Source organism: Micromonospora alfalfae, assembly GCF_022230925.1.
Lineage (GTDB): Bacteria > Actinomycetota > Actinomycetes > Mycobacteriales > Micromonosporaceae > Micromonospora > Micromonospora alfalfae.
On sequence record NZ_JAKKFH010000063.1, the window covers coordinates 201021 to 222280 of the forward strand.

The 21260-nt window shown below is 66.1% G+C and carries 10 protein-coding genes; 9 read left to right on the forward strand and 1 reads right to left on the reverse strand.

Going from position 1 to position 21260, the window contains the following annotated elements; all coding sequences use genetic code 11:
- Positions 1-271 precede the first annotated feature (271 nt).
- From dpdE to MED01_RS35540, 9 genes are all read left to right on the forward strand, one after another.
- On the forward strand, positions 272-3523 hold the full coding sequence (gene dpdE, locus MED01_RS35500; RefSeq protein ID WP_238672872.1) for a protein DpdE: 3252 nt from the start codon (positions 272-274) through the stop codon (positions 3521-3523).
- Entirely contained in the window at positions 3513-6098 is a 2586-nt protein-coding gene (gene dpdF, locus MED01_RS35505) for a protein DpdF (protein ID WP_238672873.1), read from the forward strand. Before dpdE ends, dpdF begins: the two co-directional genes overlap by 11 nt.
- 1 nt (position 6099) lies before the next feature.
- Positions 6100-6999, forward strand: a complete 900-nt coding sequence (gene dpdG / locus MED01_RS35510; RefSeq protein ID WP_238672874.1) for a protein DpdG — start codon at positions 6100-6102, stop codon at positions 6997-6999.
- Complete coding sequence (gene dpdH, locus MED01_RS35515; RefSeq protein WP_238672875.1) at positions 6992-10024, forward strand: protein DpdH; 3033 nt, start codon at positions 6992-6994, stop codon at positions 10022-10024. Before dpdG ends, dpdH begins: the two co-directional genes overlap by 8 nt.
- Positions 10021-10695 (forward strand): hypothetical protein, encoded by a 675-nt coding sequence (locus MED01_RS35520; RefSeq protein WP_238672876.1) that lies wholly within the window; start codon positions 10021-10023, stop codon positions 10693-10695. The genes dpdH and MED01_RS35520 overlap by 4 nt, the downstream gene beginning before the upstream one ends.
- Entirely contained in the window at positions 10692-15155 is a 4464-nt protein-coding gene (gene dpdJ, locus MED01_RS35525) for a protein DpdJ (protein WP_238672877.1), read from the forward strand. The genes MED01_RS35520 and dpdJ overlap by 4 nt, the downstream gene beginning before the upstream one ends.
- An 11-nt stretch (positions 15156-15166) precedes the next feature.
- On the forward strand, positions 15167-15670 hold the full coding sequence (gene dpdK, locus MED01_RS35530; RefSeq protein ID WP_238672887.1) for a phospholipase D-like domain-containing protein DpdK: 504 nt from the start codon (positions 15167-15169) through the stop codon (positions 15668-15670).
- Positions 15667-17664, forward strand: a complete 1998-nt coding sequence (locus MED01_RS35535) for a hypothetical protein (protein WP_238672878.1) — start codon at positions 15667-15669, stop codon at positions 17662-17664. Before dpdK ends, MED01_RS35535 begins: the two co-directional genes overlap by 4 nt.
- A 1158-nt stretch (positions 17665-18822) precedes the next feature.
- On the forward strand, positions 18823-19905 hold the full coding sequence (locus MED01_RS35540; protein WP_238672879.1) for an NAD-dependent epimerase/dehydratase family protein: 1083 nt from the start codon (positions 18823-18825) through the stop codon (positions 19903-19905).
- A gap of 11 nt (positions 19906-19916) precedes the next feature.
- Here the strand turns inward: MED01_RS35540 and MED01_RS35545 are convergent, their stop codons facing one another.
- On the reverse strand, positions 19917-21107 hold the full coding sequence (locus MED01_RS35545; RefSeq protein WP_238672888.1) for a hypothetical protein: 1191 nt from the start codon (positions 21105-21107) through the stop codon (positions 19917-19919).
- Between the last annotated feature and the right edge of the window lie 153 nt (positions 21108-21260).

The following is a 21260-nucleotide window of genomic DNA, read 5'->3' on the forward strand; positions in this document are numbered from 1 at the left end:
GACGGTGGTGGGGCAGCGGCGTCGTGGCCTCCTGAGGGCACAGGCGCCGCCGGGCCGGGTCCGAACCGCGCCTGCGTGGGAAGCGATGGGCGCCCTAGATGAGACCGTGAATCCAGCTCAGGAGTTGGGTTGGTCTTTTGGGCTTTTCGGCTGATCAAGGTGGGCACCGCTGCTGCTGCCACATCTCAGAGGTAGTCGATACCCTGCGTTGGTGCGTTTAGGTGCCGATCCGTCCGCAGGGCGGCGCGCAGGGACGGGGACCAGTCCGATCATGCTGCTGCCGACCGGTCAATTCGTTGAGCACCCACAGGTTCCAGGTATCGGACGTGTGGGAGAACGTCGCGGCGGCGACGTGCGAATTGATGCCTTCGAGTCCATTGCGAGGCCGGTCGCGCAGAGCTATTGGGTCCCGGCCGACGAGTGCCGTCTGGCGCAGCTGCTACCCCAGACGAGGGTCTACTGGCAGGACCCTGATACGGGACGGTGGCGGGCGGGCCGGATCATCGGCGGTGGCCCTGGCGTCTACTTCGTGCGCCTACCCAACAAGGACCTCGACTTTCAGGTTCCACAGCAGCATCTGCGGGTGCGCTGGGACAGGCCGATCGCCTCTCCGGTCGAGGTCCTCGCAGCGGGCGCCAACGAGTCGCCGTACTTTCGGGATGCCCGGCTTCCGATGCTCAGCAGCCTCGTGGCCCAACGGGCCGCCTGCGCCGACCTTCCCGCGCTGCTGTCGGCGGCGATCGAAATTTATCCGCATCAGGTGCAAGCTGCGCTGACCGTGCTCAGCGACCCTGTGCAGCGATACCTCTTGGCCGACGAGGTCGGCCTCGGGAAGACCATTGAGGCTGGACTGGTGATCCGGCAGCGCCTCCTCGATCAGCCGACCGCTCGGATCGTCGTCCTCGCGCCGGACATGCTGCGGCAGCAATGGAGCCGTGAACTGCAGGGAAAGTTTTTCACCGAGGACTTCCCGGCAGCAACGATAAAGATCACCCGCCATGAAACCCCAGACAAGTGGGAGGAATACCACGGCTTCGACCTGGTTGTGGTGGACGAGGCGCATCGCCTTACCGATGCGGCCGACCCAACGGAAGCCCGATATCGGGAACTGACCCAGCTGGCGCACTCCACGCCCCGGTTGCTGCTCCTGTCGGCTACACCGCCGATGTCGCGGCCGCAGGCGCACCTCGGCATGCTGCATTTGCTCGATCCCACTCTCTACCGCTGGGAGGACCTGCCGCAGTTCACCCAGCGATTCCAGGCACGGCGCGTGCTGGCCAACGCCGTCTTCGCGCTCGACGCGGACTTCGAGCCTCTGCTTCCGAGCGCCATCGCGGAGATCTCGGACCTCCTCCCCGGCGACATAACGTTCCGCGATCTTGCCGGTCGCGTTTCGGACCTGCTGACTGCCGATGGCGACCTGATCGACGAAGGCGAGCGCGAGACCCTCCGGTCACACGTCGATGCCTTGCGGGCCCACATCAGTGAGACGTACCGCATGCATCGCAGAATCATCCGCCATCGCCGGCACAACGTTCTTACGCCGGCAGGCGACGACTCCGTGGACGCACTGCCCTTCGAGGTCACTGGTCGGCAGCGACCTACCGTACTGAGCGCCGCCGCCAATGACGAACTGGTTAGCGAGTCGCTGGTGACGTGGCAGCAACACGTCTCGCACTGGCTGCTCGACCACAACGCCGACGACCGCACCGGAGCGTACGGCCTCGTCCTGGCGGTGCTGTCGTCGCGCAGTGACGGTCTCTCCGGGGATCTGCAGGACGCTCTCCGGTGGCGCATTCACCGTGACGACGCGGCTGCTCGGCGCGCTGGCCTGAGTGAGTACGAGCGTGAGGTGCTTGCTGCGGCAACTGTGTTGCCTGACGACGAGGACCTTCTGCGCAAACTCGACGACAACGATGCTGCAGAGCCCGACATGCGTGACTACCTTCAGGTGCTCGGACAGCACAAACGCGCTGTGATGTTCTGCGGCGCAGGCAGCCTGGCCGGCTTGATCGCCGACGTCCTGACACCGAATGCGCGAGTCCGGATCACCGAGCACACCCATCGTCGAGGTGCTGCGGCGAGCGCAATGGACGTGGATCGCTGGCGGGCCGAGGGCGGCCTCCTCATTGCAGACGACAGCGCCGAGGACGGCGTCAATCTGCAAGAGGCCGATGCCGTCATCCATCTACGGCTGCCGTGGTCACCCAACCAGTGTGAGCAACGGCTGGGACGAGTAGACCGGTTCGCCGGCGCGTTCGGTGCCGGACACCGGGCAGCCATGCAGTACGTCGCCTCTGGCGGTCACGCCGACAACTCCTTCGCCGCCGTTTGGACGACGCTGCTCACGAGTGCGGTACGCATCTTCGACGACTCTGTGTCGGCGCTGCAGTACGCCCTCAATAGTTTGACCACGACAATCTGGGAGACCGGCCTGCGGGATGGACCGGCGGCGATGCTGGAGATGGCCGATATGGTCGCCGACGTCCTCAGGAAAGAGCGTCGGGAGATCGACGGGATGGACACTGTCGAGGCCGTGCACGAGGGCTCGCTCGGCCTCACCGTCGCTGAGGCGATGACCACTACCGAGGTTCGCTGGGGCGCCCACGAAAAGGCGATGCGGCTCTACGCCGGCGCCGAAGCCGGTGGGCTGCGGTTTGCTGTCCATCCCGAGGGATCGATTCGGCACGTCATGCGCTTCGAACGCGCCCATGCAAACCCGTTGGTGTCCCCGCGGCTCCTCGCTATCTCCGGACGGTCCGTCCCACCGGCAGCCATGCAAGGCACCTTCAACAGGAACACCGCTCTGCGTACACCGAACACCCGGCTCTTCCGGCTGGGTAACCCTTTTGTCGACCTGCTCGCGAACGTTGTGGCGATCGACGATCGCGGCCAAGCGTGCGTGTTCTGGCGCCCGGGCGTCCGCGGGCGAGAACTCCGCTCCTACTTCGGCTTTGACTTCCTGGTCGAGCCCGACATCGAGCCGGCTCTAGAACTCGTCAGAGACGCGGCGGACGCTGTACACGCCCTCCGACGTCAGGCCAGCGTCATCCTTCCGCCCATCATGCGGCGGATCTGGCTTCCGTCGCAGGCAGACCAGGCCGTGCAGGATCCCGATCTCCTGCGGTGGCTGGAAGCCCCGTACGCGCAGGATCGCGGCGATCTCAACCTCAATGACGAGCGGATATCTGCTCTATGGCAATACTTCGGCGACATCGAAGGGCTGGCGACGGCCGCCCGCAGCGCCGAAGCAACCGCACGCGACGAGTTGACCCGTTCCGCGCAGCTCGTACGGCGCGCGGAGCAGGCGCAGCATGAAGCAGGCCGGGCGTGGGCAGTCCGTCGCGCCCAAGCCGAGGCGCGCCGGAACGCCGGCCGGTTGTTGTCCGATACTGATAGTTACCTCACCGATGTCCGCGTGGCGGCTGCTCTCATCGACGCGCTGAAGGAGCCAAAGGTCCGGCTAATGGCCGTGACCTGCGTGACCGGCGGCGAACTGGGGGTGCCACAAGATGGCAACTGATGGCTGGTCATCCGCCCAGGAGCTTTGGGCTAGCTGGCCCAAGGTTCCAGCCACGTTCCCTGCCTCGGGCACCTGTGCGCGACTGCGTGATGCGCTCGTTGGCCTGACCGCGGGTGGTGCAGGATGGCGTGATGTGGTCGGGCTGACCCGTCAGATCCTGCTCGAAAACGAGGTACGCCAGGGTGGCGACTGGCCCCTCATTGTGCCCAACAGCCCAGCCCTCCCGAACCGCCAACAGTGGGAGGACGTGGGCTGCGAGGCGTTGTCAGTGGCTGCGGGCTTCTCGGTGACGGCACGGATCTGGCATCCTCGCACCGACGCCCCTGTGTCGGAGGGCGCCGCCAAGCAGGAGGTTCTCGAGGTCTACGGCGGGTACGCCACCCCTAGGTCAGCCCATCCGGCGGATCCGTTTTGGAGCCGGGCACTCGGCACCGGCTTTCAGCATTACACCTCGCTGGGACAGCGGCAGGCGGCCCGCGCGATCGTGACGGCTCCGGCCGGCAGCACGACCATCTTGTGTCTGCCGACTGGCCAGGGAAAGACTGAGGTGGCATGGGCTGCTGTTCTGCCCGCGACACGGCAGCGCGGTGTCGCAGTCGTCGTGGTCCCCACGGTCGTACTGGCCCTGGACATGGAACGTCGTCTGCGTGCGCTACTCACATCGCTCGGGGAGCAGGGTAGTCCTAGCGGCCACTATGCCTACACCGGCGGAACTTCGGAAGACGTCAAACAGGCCATCCGCAAGGACATCCGTGGTGGTCGCCAACGCGTTGTCATCGCAGCTCCCGAAGCCATCCTGACCGGGCTCAGCCAGGCACTGGACGACGCGACAAGGCAGGGCTACCTCACTCACCTGATCATCGACGAGGCGCACCTGGTCGAGCAGTGGGGCAATGAATTCCGTCCAGAGTTTCAGGCGATGAGCGGGCAGCGTCGCTCCTGGCTCGCCATCGCACCGCCTGGCCGTGAGTTGATCACATTGGCCATGAGCGCCACGCTGACCGAACACCAGATCCAGACGCTGGTGGAGTTGTTCAGTTCACCGGGTCGCGTCGAGTTGGTTTGGGCGTCGCAAACACGCCGCGAACCGTCCTACTTCGTCGAACGCTTCAGAACCGAAGCCGACCGGTGCACCGCGGTTTTGCAAGCGGTCAGCACCCTGCCGCGCCCGCTCATCCTGTACACATCGCTGAAGAGGGATGCGCAGGAGTGGACTCACCGGCTCAAGGCTGCCGGGCTCCTTCGCGTCGCGGAGGTCACGGGCGACATGTCCGATGCCGAGCGCAGAGCCGCCGTGATGGGATGGCGCGGAGAGAGCGACGAAGGCAGAGCGGCGCCCACCGAACACGACATCGTCGTCGGGACGTCAGCCTTTGGCCTCGGGCTAGACATGTCCAATGTGCGCAGCGTTGTGCACGCCTGCCTGCCCGAAACCTTGGACCGGTACTACCAAGAAGTAGGACGCAGTGGGCGCGACGGCCGCCCCGCAGCCGTCTACCTGACTATCGCACCCGGCGACGACGAGACGGCGAAGCGGCTCAACGCCTCCATCGTCATCAGCCCCGAGAAAGGCTGGGACCGGTGGCGCACCATGTCTCGAGCCGCTTCTGATCTCGGGGACGGCCGCCACGAGACAAGTCTTGATGCGGTTCCGCCGCACGTCCTCGCCGAGTCACGGCACAACCGCCAGTGGAACGTCCGCACCTTGAACCTGATGTCACGCGCCGGCCTCATCACACTTGAAGAATCACAAGCCCCTGAACGGCTACCGGACGAGCCCGATGGCCTGTGGCAGGCCAGGCTGGACCAGTACTTCAGCGGCCTCGATGCCCGGGTGGTCTTTCGGCTGCAAGATGGTCAGACAAATGACCGATCACATTGGGGGCGAGCATTCGGCACACAACGGGCACTTGTCGCGCAGCAGCAAACCGCTGCGCTAGACCGCCTGCAGGCATTGATAAAGGGTGACCGATGCGTCGGCGATGTCCTCGGCGACTACTACCGCTCACCATGGCGAGGCGGGCTGTTGGGCACCGCCGTGAGCTGTCGAGGATGCCCTCACTGCCGGCGATGGCCCGACATGCGAGGCGACGGTCCTCTTTACCGCGACGGCGGCGAACCCCATCCCGCAATTCCTCACTGGGAGGGAGGCCGTGATCCCCTCGCACTGATCCGCGGTGACCATCCGTGGTTGAGCATTTGGTGGCGGACGCCAACTGCACGCGATGATCTTCTGCCCGAACTGCTGTCGCAGCTCGCGCGGCGCGGTCTGGGGGTGCTTGCTGGCCCCGGAATTACCGCACGTCTCGCGAACCGCATACAGCGCGAAGCGTGGCCCCACCCGGTCATCGTGGACCACGACGGCAACCTCACCGAATCCTTCTCCGGGCCGCTAGTCTGGGTCGCCGACGACCTGCCCGCCCTGCCGACCGCCGTACGTCTGCGCCTGCAGGACGACGTTCCGACCTACCTCGTGCACTCCCAGGAACTGCCCGATCCCGAACGGCCGACCATTAGTCTGCGGCAGATGTGCGACGCTTCACTCTCGCTCGAGACCGCCCTTGGAGCGCTGTGACATGACGCTGTTGAATGAGCCTGCGTCCTTTCCTACTGCCATGTGGGTGGTTGCCAGGCACCTAGCGTCCGCGCCTGGCCGGCGCCAAACCCACGACGCTGTACGGGCCGCGCTGAGGCCAGGCAGCCTGCTGCCACCTGACAAGGCCGACGCCGACAAGACCTTCGACAACGCGGTCAAAACGCTTCAGGACCTGAATCTGATCGCCCTAGAAGACGATCGCCTCACTTTGCGCGACGACGGCCGACTGAAGTCCCCAGATGATTACCCCGGGTACGCCGATCTGCTGCGCACACGTGTCCTTGAGTCTCACCGCAATGAAGGAATCGCCCACGAAGGCGACCAGGGGCCCAAGGACCTGGTCAGAGCGTTGGCATGTTTCCTCACTCTCGACGCGTTCACGCCAGTCGACGAGGACGCCATGGCTGACCTGCTGCGCAGGACTCTGCCAGAACACATCAGCGACCCCAACTTCAACGACGTCCGCCGGAACCGATTCGGTTACTGGGCCAAAGCCCTCGGTTTCGCGACCGGCCCGCTCCTGCAAACGCCCACCAAGCTGACGCTCCAACCCGATTGCGCGGTCGCTGTCCAGCGTGCGGCTCGGATGCTTTGGCCAGCGGGCGCGCGGCTCGCAGCACGAGACGCGATCGCGGCTCTCCTTGAGGTTCTGCCTGTCCTACCTGGCGGCCGCTACAGCCTCGCGCTCGACCTCAAGGAAACCTCGATAGACGTGTCCTCCGCCTTATCATTCGCACTCTTCTGCGGCGAGGAGCGAGGCTGGCTCAAGTTCGACCGCCGCTCCGACGCCGACGATGAGGTGTTGCTCGTCGATCCCGACCGGGCTAACGGGACGCACCGGATCACCCACCTTGACATCCTGGAGCCACTCGATGGCTGAGTTCCGCCAGTTCCTCTGTTGGTCACCGATCGAGGCCGCGACGACCATCAGCACGGAGGCCGTCAGCCCGTCACCGTCCGTCTTCTTCGCCACCCATGCGCCACTGCGCATCAGGCGCCGACACCCCGAGGCCAAAACCGACGACCCCGGCACGGCAGTCACCGAGGAGGACGTACGGCGAGACTTCCTGGGGCGGGACACCCCGAACGGGGTCCTGTTGATGCCCGTGACCGGCGAGTCCGGAACCGGAAAATCGCATCTGGTCCGCTGGGTGCACGAGTTAACGCCGTCGACCGACAAGCGGGTGGTGATCTACCTGCCGAAGACCAGCACGAGCCTGCGGGCCGTCGTCCGGACGCTGCTCGATCAACCCGGAGTCGACAGCCCTGAATTGGCGCAACTACGCGCTGACGTCGACCGCATGAGCTCGGAACTGGACGTCGAAAGTCTGGAACGCCGCCTCATCAACGAGCTGTCCGAGGCCGTTGCGGTCGCTGACGCCAGACCAGGCCAAGGACGCGTCCTCGCCGGGCCAGGCAATCTCGCTCTTCTCCTGCTTGACCCCCATGTCCGCGACCATCTGCTGCAGAAGGGCAAGCTGATCCCGCGGCTTGCCGCCAGCCTCCTCTCCGACCGACGGGATGGCGAAGACGATCGACCGACCGCCTTCTCGATCACCGACCTGCCACTAGACATCGCCGATGTCAACAAGGCATCCGACAAAGCAAGACGCCTGCTGAGTCTCATCACGAACAGGCCGGAACTGCAAACCGCCGCGATCGACATCCTCACCGAGCAGTTACCGGTCGCCATCACCGCCGCCTGGAACATGGGCGGTGGCCGCCTACAGCAAGCGATGTTGGAGATTCGCCGCCAGTACGCAGCCCAGGGCAAAGAAATCGTCCTACTGATCGAGGACTTCGTCGTCCTCCAGGGTGTTCAGCGTGACCTGCTCGACGCCCTGATCGAGGCGGGGGTGCGCAGTGGCAAGGCCGAACTGGCTCCTGTCCGAACGCTAATGGCCGTGACTACCGGCTATTTCGCGCGGCTGGCCGAGACGGTGCTCACCCGCGCGAAGGCGGCTACGCCGTACCTCTACGACCTGGATGCTGGGTTCGACACCGGCGAGCAGGGCCGATCTGACATCACGGCTTTCGCCGGCCGGTACCTCAACGCCGCGCGCGTCGGCCGAGAGGCCTTAGACAATGCCAATATCGCGAACGGGGCAGACGTGCCCAACCGATGCGTCACGTGCGAGTTCCAAGAGACATGCCATTCCACCTTCGGTGCGTCGGTCGACGGGCATGGGCTCTACCCGTTTAACTGGCCAACCCTGCGACGGGCCATCCGAGCACGACCGGCACACAATAATCCCAACTCGTTCAACCCGCGGGCGGTGATCGGCGAGGTCATCCGGCCCGTCCTGGTCGATCACGCTCATGCCCTCCGTGATGGATCCTTCCCGGATCAACGCTTCAGCGAGGACTACCGCACTCCTGCTGGTGAGGATTACATGCTCGGCGCAGTGCAACGGGAGATCGAGGAACGCGACCACGCCGACGCTAGCCGCCGAAAAGCCTTCCTTGAGTTCTGGGGAGACGCCCCAGACCAAATAACCAACCTTGATCCGGCGATGCACGCCGCATTCGGCATTGGCCTTCTCGATCTAAACGATCTCGCCAGCGGACCCGGCCAGACAACGACACGCGCAACGGAAGACACCACCTCCGGGAGGAGGAAGCCGGCCAGCGCCAACGCGCAAGAACTTCCTCGCGCCCTGGCCATGATGATCGATCATGTCGAAGAATGGCAGGGACGACACAGTCAACTGCCGCAAACTACCGCTGCTCACCTTCGAGGGACGATCAGACAGGCCGTGATCAACAGATGCATGTGGATCGATCCGGTTGTGGCGGACCCGCAGTCTGCTGAACTCGACAGGGCATGGCCATCGAACTCCACCGTCGTGTCGATCGAAGGTGCGGCGAGCGAGCGGTTGCCGGGAACGGCAGACGCCCCGATTCGGTTCAAGCGTAATCCGAGCAACGCCACGTTCTTCCGACAGATACTCCTGGCGAGCGTGGGTGTGGCAGGTAACGCGGCAGCGATACGACGCCTCCACGAGATCGCGGAGCATCACCAACCCGACCTCCAGCGTGCCGTACAACGCCACCGTGGCTTCTCAAACCGGGAACTCATCCTCGGGTTCCGTGCCTCACTGCTGGGCGCCGCGCTTGCCGGCCACGCCTGGCCGGGCATGAAGGACACAGAATTGCTGAACGCGGCGCTTGCCGACGGGAGCGGGTGGGAACGAGCGGATGGACTGAGCCGCACACCGCAATGGAATCGGCTCTGGGAGGCTCACCGCAGCGGCCGTGGCGAACTGGTCGCCAGGCTACGAGACAGTGTGGGCTTCACGCGAGGGGTGCGAGGCAACGTCCGCATCGTCGACGGCACACGGGCCTTGCCCTTGGTTGGTGAGGCATCCCAAGAGTGGGCCTGGGAGCGCCCCGACAAGCTTCCCTCGTGGGCCACCAAGGCAGTGTCCGGACTCAATCAGTTTGCTGTCGTGGCCGATGCGCAGTTTGCCGACCTGAAGCACACCCTCGAGAAGGTTCGTGCTCTGCTACCCGCAGGAGCCAGCGGCGCCGAGACGGTGCTGGCGGTTGACCAGGCTCTTCGTGCCGCGGTCGACGAGGGCCTTGGCCCGGTGGACCTGCCAACATTCCGATCCTTGCTGGCTGACGTTCGGCAACGCGACTGGAAATCCATCGATCGGCTGGAGCGTGACATAGCGCGCGTCGCGGCTGCCGAGGACGACGACAGCCGGTTCCGCGCGGTCCTGGCGACATGCGCAGCAGACCGAGGGGCGGACCTGGCCGCGATTGAACGCTTCCTCGTCGCTGGTAACGCTTGGTTGACCGAGCGACTGGACCAGGCCAGGTTGAAAACTGGCGGTTCTGGCGAGTCGGCGGCACTACGGGTTCAAGAAGTTTTGCGGCAGTGGGCAGAGGTGGGGCCATGACAGCGATGTCTGTTTTAGACAAGGCGAGGGCGCTCACGGCTGAGGCGAACCGGCTACGCGAAGGGTCTGTCGCGGAAGACAACGCCAAGCGGGTCTTCACGCAGGCCAATGGCCTCGGCAGCGCGCTTGAGCAACTGCGCCGGTTGCTTGAAGCGGGTCGCGCTCTGCAGGAACAAGGCGCCGATGTACCGGTGGGTCAGGTCGATGAGGGACGCGAGAGATTCGCGCAACTTGCCGCGGACGGACTGCCATCAGTTCGCGCCATCACCGCGGCCCGCCAGAAGGTAGAGGGCGTCCTTGAGCGGGTGCAGGCCACGCTGACAGGGGCGTGGCTGAGGTGGACCAGCGAGCGGTTGGCCGAACTCCCGATTCAACGTTTGGCAGTGTTGCCCGCTGCCGCCCAGCGCGACCAGCAGACATCGTTCAGCGAACTGAAGAGACTCGGCAAGATCGAAGTGCCTCACGTACGGGAGATCTCCTCCTTCGTGACGACACATGCCAGCCTGAAGGAGTCGCTGAGCTGCCTGCGGGAACCCGAGCCGGAGCTTGAGGCGTTACTGTTTCGCCTTGGCCGGCGGGTGTCACTCGATCGAGTCTCAGACGCAGAGATCAAAATGCTACGGGAGTACGGTCTGGCCGACCAGATTGAACTCCATAGGAGGGGTTTGTGACTCAGGGGCTCGACGGACGCACCCTGTCTGGCGTCCTCGATCATCTGGAGGATCTCGAACTGCCCCTCCTGGTTTGGGGCGTGACCACGGGCACCCTCTCGCACGAGGAGGTGCTCGAGACGATCAACGAGCAACTCCTGCAGTCCCCGACCTCGGCAAACGTGGACCCCGACGACGTCCTCACGGCCCTCCTCGATGGCGCACTGCTGATGCGCATCCCGGCGACGTCACCGCCCCGCTACCGCACACGCATGGGCGAGACCGTGCGTCTCACCACCCGACTGCGACAGCTATTCGGCCCCCGCGACCTCACGTCGCCCCCAGCGCGTTGGTGGGAGCAAGGTAAAACGCTCGTCGCCGATTACCGCCTCCACACGGCACCGCGTCGCTACCCTGAGCGCAACGTCCTCATCGAGGACGCCCTGCAGGAACTCGCCCTCGCCGAGGCATGGACGGCCGGGCATGAGTCAACCGCCCGAGCGCTGCTCAGACATCCAACTGTGGCGAGATTCCAGGTGGACGCGACGCGAGCGATCACCGCGGCGCTGAATGCGCGCCAGAGCGCGGGCGTCATCGTCGGTGCCGGCACCGGCAGCGGAAAGACGCTGGGTTTCTACCTCCCCGCATTCGCCGCCATGGTCGCGTACATGCGGACGGGCGGAACCGGTGTGCATACGCTGGCTCTTTACCCTCGGATCGAACTGCTGCGTGACCAGTTGCGGGAGGCGGTCGCCACCTCATTGCGGGTGAATGGGGAGGCCGGCGCCGGGACGAGCCGCCGGCTCAGGATCGGAGTGTTGTACGGCGACACGCCGCACAACGCCCAGCGTCTACGCGCACAGACATCTCACCTGAGCCGTGCGTGGCGCAGTCGCGGCGCCGATGTCGTGTGTCCCTACCTGTCGTGTCCCCAGTGCCGCCAGGAACTGATCTGGTCTCGCCAAGATCAGAACGAGAACCGGGATCGCCTGCACTGCACTCAGGCCACCTGTGGGCTTGTCATCGACGATGTCGTTTTGACCCGTGACTCGCTACGCGACAATCCACCGGACCTTCTATTCACCACGACGGAGATGCTCAACCGCAACGCCACCGACCCTGGGCTCGGTCAACTCCTCGGCTGGCGCGGCCCATGCCGGCCGTCGCTGGTGCTCCTGGATGAGGCTCATACCTACACCGGCATGCACGGCGCCCAGGTGGGCCTCGTACTCCGGCGATGGCGCCACGCCGTGCGAAACCCGGTGACCTTCGTCGGCCTGAGCGCCACCTTGCGCGACGCCGCTGCATTCTTCGCACAGCTCACAGGTCTGTCGGACGCGTCGGTGGAGTACGTCACGCCGCAGCCGCAAGACCTGGAGAACAAAGGCCGGGAGTACGCCATTGCTCTACGCGCCGACCCGGTCTCCGGCGCGAGCCAGTTGTCGACGTCCATTCAGACCGCCATGCTGTACGGCCGAATCCTCGACCTTCCCGGCCGGGAGATGCTTCACGGCTCGCGTGGTTTCCTATTCACTGATGATCTAGACGTCACGAACCGCTTCTACGACGACCTGTGCGACGCCGAAGGAGGAGGCACTAGACGCGGACCTCGACGAGCCGGGCGAGTCTTGGCCGGGCTCCGGTCACCGGAAGCGCCGTTCCGGGCTGAACGTTTCATCGACGGCCAGTCGTGGGATCTGGTACGTCAGATTGGGCGTGACTTAGACCCTCGCGCTCTGATGGGACAGTTAGCCGTAGGACGTACGTCATCGCAGGACGTCGGTGTGGACGATGATGCCGATCTCATCGTTGCAACGGCGTCGCTGGAGGTGGGCTACGACGACGACCGCGTGGGTCTCGTCCTTCAGCACAAGGCGCCACACGACGCGGCTGCCTTCATTCAACGCCGCGGTCGCGCCGGACGTCGCCGAGGAACCCGCCCCTGGACCGTCATCACCCTGTCGGACTACGGCCGCGACAGGCTGGCATACCAGGCCTACGACTCCCTGTTCTCGCCCGAGTTGACCGCGCGCCGCCTCCCGGTCCGCAACCGCTTCGTACTCAAAATCCAAGGCGCGCAGGCTCTGCTGGACTGGCTATCCACGACGCTACGGGACAACCGGATCGACCCACGCCGGCTGCTGTCCGCGCCACGCCCGACTGCCCGCCCGCCGTCTCCAGCACATGGGCAGGCACTCGCCGATTTGCTGGAAAAACTCATCATCGACCCAACATTGCAGGACAGCCTGATCGTCCACCTGCGTCGCGCCCTGGACATCAGCGCCGACGAGGCTCAGGCATTGCTCTGGGAACAGCCGCGTGCCCTCCTGCTCGGCGTGGTGCCCACCGCCCTGCGCCGGCTGCGGTCCGGGTGGCGACCCGTCGACCCGGACCCAGGCGCGCATCCCGGAAGCCTGCTACCCGAGTTCCTCACCACGGCCTTGTACGAGCCGCTGAACGTGCCGGAGGTCAACTTCCGGCTGCCATTCGCAGAGGATTGGGAAGCCCTTCCCATCGAGCGGGCGCTCCGCGAGGCAGTGCCCGGACGCGTCAGCCGCCGCTATGGCTACCGCCGCAGCAATCACCGCACGTGGCTGCCGCTGCCAGATGTCCAGGCCAACGGCGCTCTAGAGATCGACAGTTTCGTCGAGACCTATACGCCACAGGGCACCTGGTCACCGACGGGACACCAGCCGGTTCAGGTCTTCCGGCCCCACGTCGTCGCTCTGCAGCAGCCACCGGACGAGGTCGCCGATCGATCGCAAGGCGTTCCGGTGTGGGCGTCTGAGATCCTTGAACCCAGCAGTGGCCTCTACATGGCGGACATCCCCAAGCCGTCCAACTGGACCGACCGCATCACCGCTGTTGGTTTCGCCACGAGCGCCGCCGGCAACCCGGCTGAGGTTCGCCGGATGACGCTCGGGGCCGAATGCGACACGACCTATGACCGCGGCACCGCAGGCACCGTCACCAGCAGCGTCCGCTACAGCTTGGACGGCCGGCCGGCTGCGCTTGGCTTCCGCCTAAACGTCGACGCAGTCCGGTTCGACCTCGCACCGCTTAACCTCACTCGGCCGACCGTCGCCGAACACTTGAAATCGCCAGAGTGGCGATCGCTGGCGTTCGCCACCGCCGTCGCGGAGGACCCGGCGCTCGACGGTGTAGCCAATCCATTCCAGCGGAACTGGCTGACCACCGTGTATACGGCAGCATATGCCCTGGCCGCCACCCAGCCCAACAACGCGACCTCCGGCGAACGCCTTCACGTCCAATTGAGTCGTGGCGCCTGGCGCAACGACGTCCAACAGATCCTGCGGGCCCTCTACCGCGACGCCGGATCCGTCGCGACCGCCGCACCTGAGCGGCTCGTCGCCGGTCTGACTGAACTCAGCAACGACGCGCGGCTCACCGACTGCCTCGACCGCCACGCACGGCTGCTCTGGACCGATCAAGTCGTAAGCCTCACGGAAGACCTCGCCCAACGGACGTACCGCGAGACCGTGGCAGCCGCGATTCTGGCCGCTGCCCAACGCGCGTGCCCCGACGCTCAAGACCGCGACCTGATCGTCGACGTCGTTTCGCCGCCTGGGACCGGAGGCCCCGCCGCGGTCTGGCTGAGCGAAACATCGCTGGGCGGTATCGGAATCATCGAGCAACTGACGCACTACTATGCCGAGAATCCGCGCCGCTTTTGGAACCTCGTCGACAGCGCTTTAGGCCCCAGCGACCACGACTACATTCACAGTACGATCGTGCAACTGCTCGACCATGTCGTGTCCCAGCCATCAGGGCCCGCCGCACAGGCAATGTCCACGCTCCGTGATCCGCGCTCGGCCCATGCCGCTGAGACCGCGCTGCAACAACTTCGATCAGCATGGGCAAAACTCACCGGCCACCCACGCCATCAAGCCGTGGCAGCGCTCTCCACCCGCCTGCTAAGACCAGGAACCACCAACGCCACCGACGCCGCAGCGCTCGGACTCGTCCACGCCTGGGACGCCCTCCAGCAACGCCTCGGCTTCGAGGTCGAGGCAGCAGTGTTCGCATATCTCATCGGCAGCGGACAAGTCGCCGTGCCGAATGCAGGCAACACCAGCCTTACGCCGGACCAGGTGTTCAGCTTGCTGTGGCCCCGGGGCAACAAGGCCCGAGTCCAACACCTGCAGCACTACCAGCCATACGCCCCCACGCCGATCCTCGATCGGCTCTTGGCGCAGGCAGCACACGACGAACGGCTGCCTGTGGTCAACGTCGACGACGTCGACTGGCTCGACAACTACCGAACGGCAGTACGCGACCGCGGCGCCGTCGTGCTCGTCGCCCCGGCACAGCGGATGCGAGCCTTCAGCACAGCCCTCAGGACCGTGCCGGCGGTCGCCGTCGATCGCGACGTGCTGCGGGTCTACGGCGACGTTCGCACCAGCACACGTGACGGCGACAATCTACGCGCGACGATCGAAGTTCGTGAGGCTACACAGTGACGTTGGAACGAGTGGTCCGGACCGGCCGGGCGACCGGCCTTCGCATCGACACAGTGCTGGCAACCGTGCTCACCGCTGAACTGGTGGCGCCGAGCAGCCAACTCTGGCTCGTGTCTCCCTGGATCAGCGACGTACCGGCCATCGACAACACCAGCGGCAGCTTCGACAGCGTGTTCGTCGACCCCTCGAACCGGATGTACACCCTTTCCGAAGTCCTATCCCTACTTACCTACAACCAGGCCCGGGTGACAGTCGTCTCGCGTCCCGACCGGCACAACTCGACGTTCTTGGACCGCCTTCGCCGCAGCGCCGACGGCGAGAACCTGCAGATCAAGCAACACGAAGACGTACATGAGAAGACTTTCTGCGGAGACGATTGGCTCCTCACGGGGTCCATGAACCTCACCCTGCGCGGCATGCAGATCAACGACGAAGCCGTCACGTACAAGGTGAGCAGTGAAGCTGCCGCTACCGCCCGCCTCGACTTCCGGCACCGTTTTGGAGGACTCGAATGACCGGGCGCCGCACCGAGAGTAGCTACGCCATTCGGGCGGACCGGCTCATCGAAGCGTTCTTCGGTCCAGCAAATCCTGTGTGGCCGGACCGCGATCCGGGCTCACCTGTCGGACGCCGCCTCGTTCCTTACCTCCAAGTCCTTCATGAGGCATCTGACGTCCCCATCATCCTGCCGCGCCAAGACCCCGAGACCCGGCAATGGGTGGCATACGTCATCCCCCACGATGAACGACATGCGGCGACGGTTGGTGAACTACTCCAGGCGTTCATCGGCACCAGCTTCGCCAGATTTCACGGCCTGCCCGCACGCCTCAACCCGAATGATCCGATAGATCGGGCTGTCCTTGAGTTCGCCGGCCACAGTTCAATCTTCGTCATCGCGAGCCCACGCTCGAAAGAGAAAGACATGTGGGACGCCGTACGGCTACTCCAGCAAGCCATACGAGCACGCCCACGACGGTCCTGGCATACGCCGACTCCCGTCGGCCGGCTGCTCAGCCAGTTTGACGTTGCCATGGCCGCAGGCGACAACTCCGCCTCAGCATCGATCCTCGATCAACTCTCGGCCACCGGCGGGCTCAGCGCCACAAACGTCGCTCACCTGCGCATCAAGCGCTTATCCCGCCTCGGCCGGAACAGCGAACTGCTCCGGCTCGCAGAACTGCCCGATGTCGCCATCACGCACCCACCCATCCCTGTGCGCGACGCCATCCTCGCAGCGATCTTTGCCACCGCACTGGCGGAACCCCTAGCAAACGGCGACCTCGACCTTGCGCGGACCCGCCTCATCGAGGCCGGAACTCTGGTTCCCGCCCTCATGAACGGCGAACTTTCCGAACTGAGCCCTGAAGCGCTCACTGTCCTCGCGCTAGCTGCAATCGTCGTAAACAGCACACCCATCTTAGACCTCATACGCGACCAACCCGATGTCCTCGAAGCGGTCGAACGGTTGGCACCTGAACTGGCCGCGAAATACCGCAACACCCGCCCCGAACCGCATGGGGGAGGCAATGTCCCAGAACCGACCGAACGCAGATCCAGCCCGCCGGCAGCAGCGCCAGCGTCATGGCTTCAGTTGGTACAAGCCGTCGCAGTCCGGTCACCCGTCACCGAGGTCCTTGCCGGCGAGCAATGGCGCCAATGGTCACAAGCAGCCGAGCACGACGACCAGATCGCTGCCGTCCTCGGTCAACTCGACGATGCAGCGGCGGACCGAATTTGGTCGCTTGTTGGCCCATTCGTCGATTCGGACCGCTACCTGACCCCAGCGGCGAAATCAGCACGTGAGTTCCTCGTTAACGCGCTCACCCATGACCGCTTCAGCCCTGGTGACCTGGCCGGCGTCGTCGCTCTCACAGAAATCGTCCTTCGGTCCGCACCGGACGCCCCCGCATACGCACACCTCCTGGACGACCTGACGGCTGAAGCACCGCGATGGGCCGGCCCCGATCGTGCCCCAGTCGTCCTCGACCTCGTCGACCTCGTCGCACGGTCGGCGTGTCCAGACTCCGACGCCCGGCTTCGACTGGGTTACCGCCTACTTCGACCGCTGAGCGATCACAGCACCCGCCTCGACCCCGATCAGGCTACTTTTGCCGCTCAACTGAGTGCCGAAATCGCCGTTGAACTCCCGTGGCCTAAGCCCGAACCGAAATCATCAGCAGAGGCATGGTCGTTAGTGGTAGCTCAGGATCTGCTCCTGTACTCACTGGACGAAAAGGTCCTCGGCCGGGTAGCCGCGACCTTCAATGCCGTCGCACCCCAGGTCAACGTCATCACAAGCCATGATTACGTCGGCAGCACGCAACTAAGACAGTGGGCTCGGCGTGCCGACGTCGTGGTCATGGCCACACGCTGCGCGACTCACGCCGCGACCGGCTTCATCCGTGCGAACTGTCGGCCGGGAACACCTGTCCGTGAAGCTGATGGAAGTGGCTCGGCCTCCCTCCTGCGCGCCGCGACAGCAGCGCTGATGCGTCGGCAGCCGATTTGAGCGGTGCCCCCAACTCGCGATCGCTGGAGGACGCCCAACGACGCCCGAGTGCTGCTGTTGCATCCCGGCGGTGCAGGTGTTTCGTCCTCCAGGTCCACTTCTCCAGGTAAGAGCCGCGTTCCGCGGACGCGCCGAGGGGCAACTCGTCGCCGGACTCCGTCGTCAACCCACCCCGCCACACCACGTGAGGAGTACGACCAGTTCCGCGTCATCCCGTGCGGCCCCCTCACATGAAGAATAGGATAGGAAGCCGCAGGTCATTGCCTGCGTGCACAGATAGGGCACCGCCTTAGGGAAACCGGTACCCCATTTCCTGAGCTCAACCCGCGCCGTGTGCCTGTCACAGGTGGCGGGCACGTTCCGTATGGCAAGCGAGCAACCCGCGAGCATCACGGATCCATAGTGGATTAAGAGCGCGGCATTCGCGCAGGTCGTTGCATGATCATCTCAGTGCTGGCGGACATTGCTCTGGATTAAAAGTCCACAGCTCTGCCATTGAGCTAGCGGCCCGCGCGCTCAGGTTACCCGACGGTGAGCGTCGACGGCTCTCGGCTTCCGGCCGGCCGTCGATGGCTGCGGCCGGCCGGTGTCCGCCGCAGTTGATCATCACCTGTCGGGGGCGACGCGGAGGGTCCGAGGCGCTGGGTCGGTGAGCTGGGGTGAATCGAGCGACCTCGCGCGGCGGCGCATGGGTGTGGGTCGGTGGGGAACCAGGACCGGCATGGGACCAAGCAGCGGGCCGGCCGTGGCGGCCTCCGGGGAGGAGATCGGGCGCGATGGCGTACGCCAGCCGGGTGGGGAGGTGCACGCCTGGCTGCCCGGCCAGAACCAGACGGTCTGTGGCTTGGCGCTGATCGGACCCGCCTGCGTCGCTTCCCGCATGTGCGCTTCGACTACTCGGGTACCGATGTGCTCACCGCGGCGGACGTGGTGGGCTGGATCTGCCCACGCTGCCTGGCCGCCACCGCCGGTAGTCGGGGCAAGGAGAAGCACGGCTGGGTACGGGAGTCTCCTCGCCCTTGATCGACTCGGGATTCAGGAAGTCGGGCTGTCCCGCGCGCGCGGATGCCGCGACTTTCGGGAAGCCGAGTGGATCACGCCGCGCGGGCCGCGAGCCGTGGGTGGTTGAGCTGCTGCTGGGCGGGTACGGGGTCGGGCATGCGGATCGTGGTGGTGGGGGCGAGCGGCAACGTCGGTACGGCGCTGCTGCGGCGGCTGCGCCGGGAGCGGGGCGTGGAGCTGGCCGGGGTCGTGCGACGGTTGCCCGGCCCGGATGCCGGCGAACCGTACGACCAGGTGGAGTGGCACTCCTGCGACATCGGCGCGCCGAGCGCGGTCGGGCAGCTCGCCGAGGTGTTCGCGGGTGCGGACGCGGTGGTGCACCTGGCCTGGCAGATCCAGCCCAGCCACGACCAGCGGGTCTTGCGCCGGACCAACGTCGAGGGCAGCCGTGCGGTGATCAACGCGGTGGTCCAGGCCGGTGTTCCGGCCCTGGTGTACGCCTCGTCGGTCGGCACCTACGCGCCCGGCCCGAAGGACCACCCGATCAGTGAGCGGTGGCCCGCCACCGGCGTGCCCGGATCGTCGTACAGCGAGCACAAGGCGGAGGTGGAAGCGCTGCTGGACGCTGTCGAACGGGATCAGCCGACGCTGAGGGTGGTACGGATGCGACCCGGGTTGATCTTCCAGCGGGCCGCAGGTGCGGAGATCACGCGGTATTTCCTCGGCCCGTTGGCGCCGGTGCGGCTGCTGCGCTTCGGCCGGATCCCGCTGGTGCCGACGAACCGCCGGTTGCGGATGCAGGCGGTGCACGCCGATGACGTGGCCGACGCGTACGCCCGGGCGGTGTTGGGTGATGCGCGCGGCGCCTTCAACGTCGCCGCGGACCCGGTGCTCACTCCGGAGCTGGTGGCCCGGCACTTCCATGGTTGGACGGTGCCGGTCGCCGCGCCGGTGCTGCGGGCGGCGGCGGCGCTGACCTGGCGGGCGCGGCTGCAACCTGTCGACGCGGGCTGGGTGGAGCTGGGTCTGAACACCCCGCTGATGTCCAGCGAGCGCGCGGAGACCGAGCTGGGCTGGCAGCCCAAGATCAGTGCGCTGACGGCGCTCAAGGAACTCTTCGCCGGAATGGCCGACGGCGACCACACGCCGAGCCCGCCGATGTCCGGCGCACGGGACCTGCCCGGCCGCCCCGCCGCCCTCCTCCACGCCCGCCCCCCAGGCCAGGGAAACCCCTACTGAGGTACGCGGCCTCAGCTCAGTTTGGAGTTGGTCAGCGTGGGGTTGCGGGCGCCCAGGAAGAAGATGCCGGGGTAGCCGCGGGTCTCGAACTTGGCGCTGGGGTTGCGGCGCAGAGTCGAGTTTTCGATCCTCATCGTGCCGGTGCGGTTGTTGCTCACGAAGAAGACCGCGCCGCCACCCTCGTTGGCAGTGTTGTTCTCGATGATCGTGCCGGCGATCCGTACGGTGAACTCGTTGCCGTCGCAGTAGATCGCGCCGCCGCTGCCGCCGCCGGGCGTACCGGACTTGGCCGGGTTGGCGCCGCTGCCGATCGCCTCGTTGTTCCTGAGCAGGCTGTTCAGCACCACCCACGACACGCCGATGCTGCTCAGCGCCCCTCCGTTGGAGCAGGAACCGCCGTCGAAGGTGCTGCCCACCACGTACACCGGCTTGTTCTCGTACTGGCTCAGCACCCGGACGGCCGCGCCACCCAGGTCGGGGCCGGTGCGTTCGCAGCGGTTGCGGACGAAGCGCGAGTTGACCACCTTCAGCCGCCCGCCGCGTACGAAGATCGCCCCACCGCCGCCGCCCTCGGCCTTCTCGCCCGTGGAGTTGCCGTCGGCGAAGGTGAGGTTCTGCACTGTGAGCTGCGGGTGATCCTGGTTCTGGCAGTGCGAGGTGGTGAAGCCCTGGGCCTCGTCGCAGGTGTTCATGTAGAGGATGCGGCGCTGCCCCTGGCCGCTCAGCGTGACGGTGCCGCCGCCGTCCAGCACGATCTTCGGCCCATTGGCGTTGCGGACCTTCGCGGTGGCGGCCATCTTGATCGTCACCGGGGCCGGTCCACAGTTGAACGTGATGACACCGCCGGCCGCGACGGCCTTCACTACCGCGGCGGAGGTGCAGCTCGCCGGGGTGCCGGAGCCGATGGTCCGGGTCGGCTTCGAGGTGTCCACCGCCCGCGCCTCGGCCGGCACTGTGGCAGTGCCGTTCGGGTTGCCGGCGGCGAGCACCTTGTTGGCGGGCTTCGGGCTGGCGCTGGCGCTGGCCCCCGGGCCGCCGAGGCCGTCCCGCGCCCCCGGCGCGTCGCCCTGACCGCCGGTGGGCAGGGCCGTCGGCGAGGCGGTCGAGCCGGCCTCGAAGGCGGGAGCCGGGTCGTTTGGCGCGCAGGCGGGCAGGGTCGCGGTGGCGACACCGAGGACGAGGAGAGCGGCAAGCGACGTCATGCGCACCCAGTGATGCTAGGAGCCGCGACGGCATCGCGACGAATCCGCCGGGCCGGTTTAATGCGCAGCTAAGCCGCGCCCGTCGCCGCTCGCCGCTCGCCGTCGCCGCTCGCCGTCGCCGCTCGCCGCCGCCGCCCGCCGCCGCCGCCCGCC